1 protein-coding gene is annotated in these 441 nt (G+C 44.2%); it reads left to right on the top strand.

All coding sequences use genetic code 11. The features are described from left to right. Positions 1-49: 49 nt before the first annotated feature. Positions 50-441, top strand: a 392-nt coding sequence (locus IS446_RS00155) for an Arm DNA-binding domain-containing protein (RefSeq protein WP_235996348.1), incomplete at its 3' end; no start/stop codon positions are given.

Raw genomic sequence — 441 nt, 5'->3', positions numbered from 1 at the left:
ACTGCGGAAATCTTTCGTTCATCGAAGTTTAACTTAAAGAACGAGAGATATGTCTACTTCAAAAAATCTCTACATCAATTTCTGGATCGCCAAGGCCAAATCCAGAAATGGCCAATGCCCCATTTATGCACGAATTACCATCGCCGGAAAAAGAGCCGAGGTAAGTACCCAATTAGCTGTTGAACCTTCAAAGTGGACTTCCAAATCGGGAAGGGTCAACGGACGCTCCGAAAAAGCCAGGGTGCTCAATAAGTTATTATGGCAGATCGAAGCCCGGATTTATGAATGTCACGAAGCCTTGCGTTATGAAGGTAAATTTATCACCGCATCCAGTTTGAAATCGCGCTACCTGGGGAAAGATGATCACACCCATACCCTGCGATCCATCTTTAAGTACCACGAAACAAAAATGAAGGGCGTGTTGGCTCATGGAACACTTAA

Source organism: Robertkochia sediminum, assembly GCF_016786255.1.
Lineage (GTDB): Bacteria > Bacteroidota > Bacteroidia > Flavobacteriales > Flavobacteriaceae > Robertkochia > Robertkochia sediminum.
This window is presented reverse-complemented; position numbering and strand designations above follow the sequence as displayed.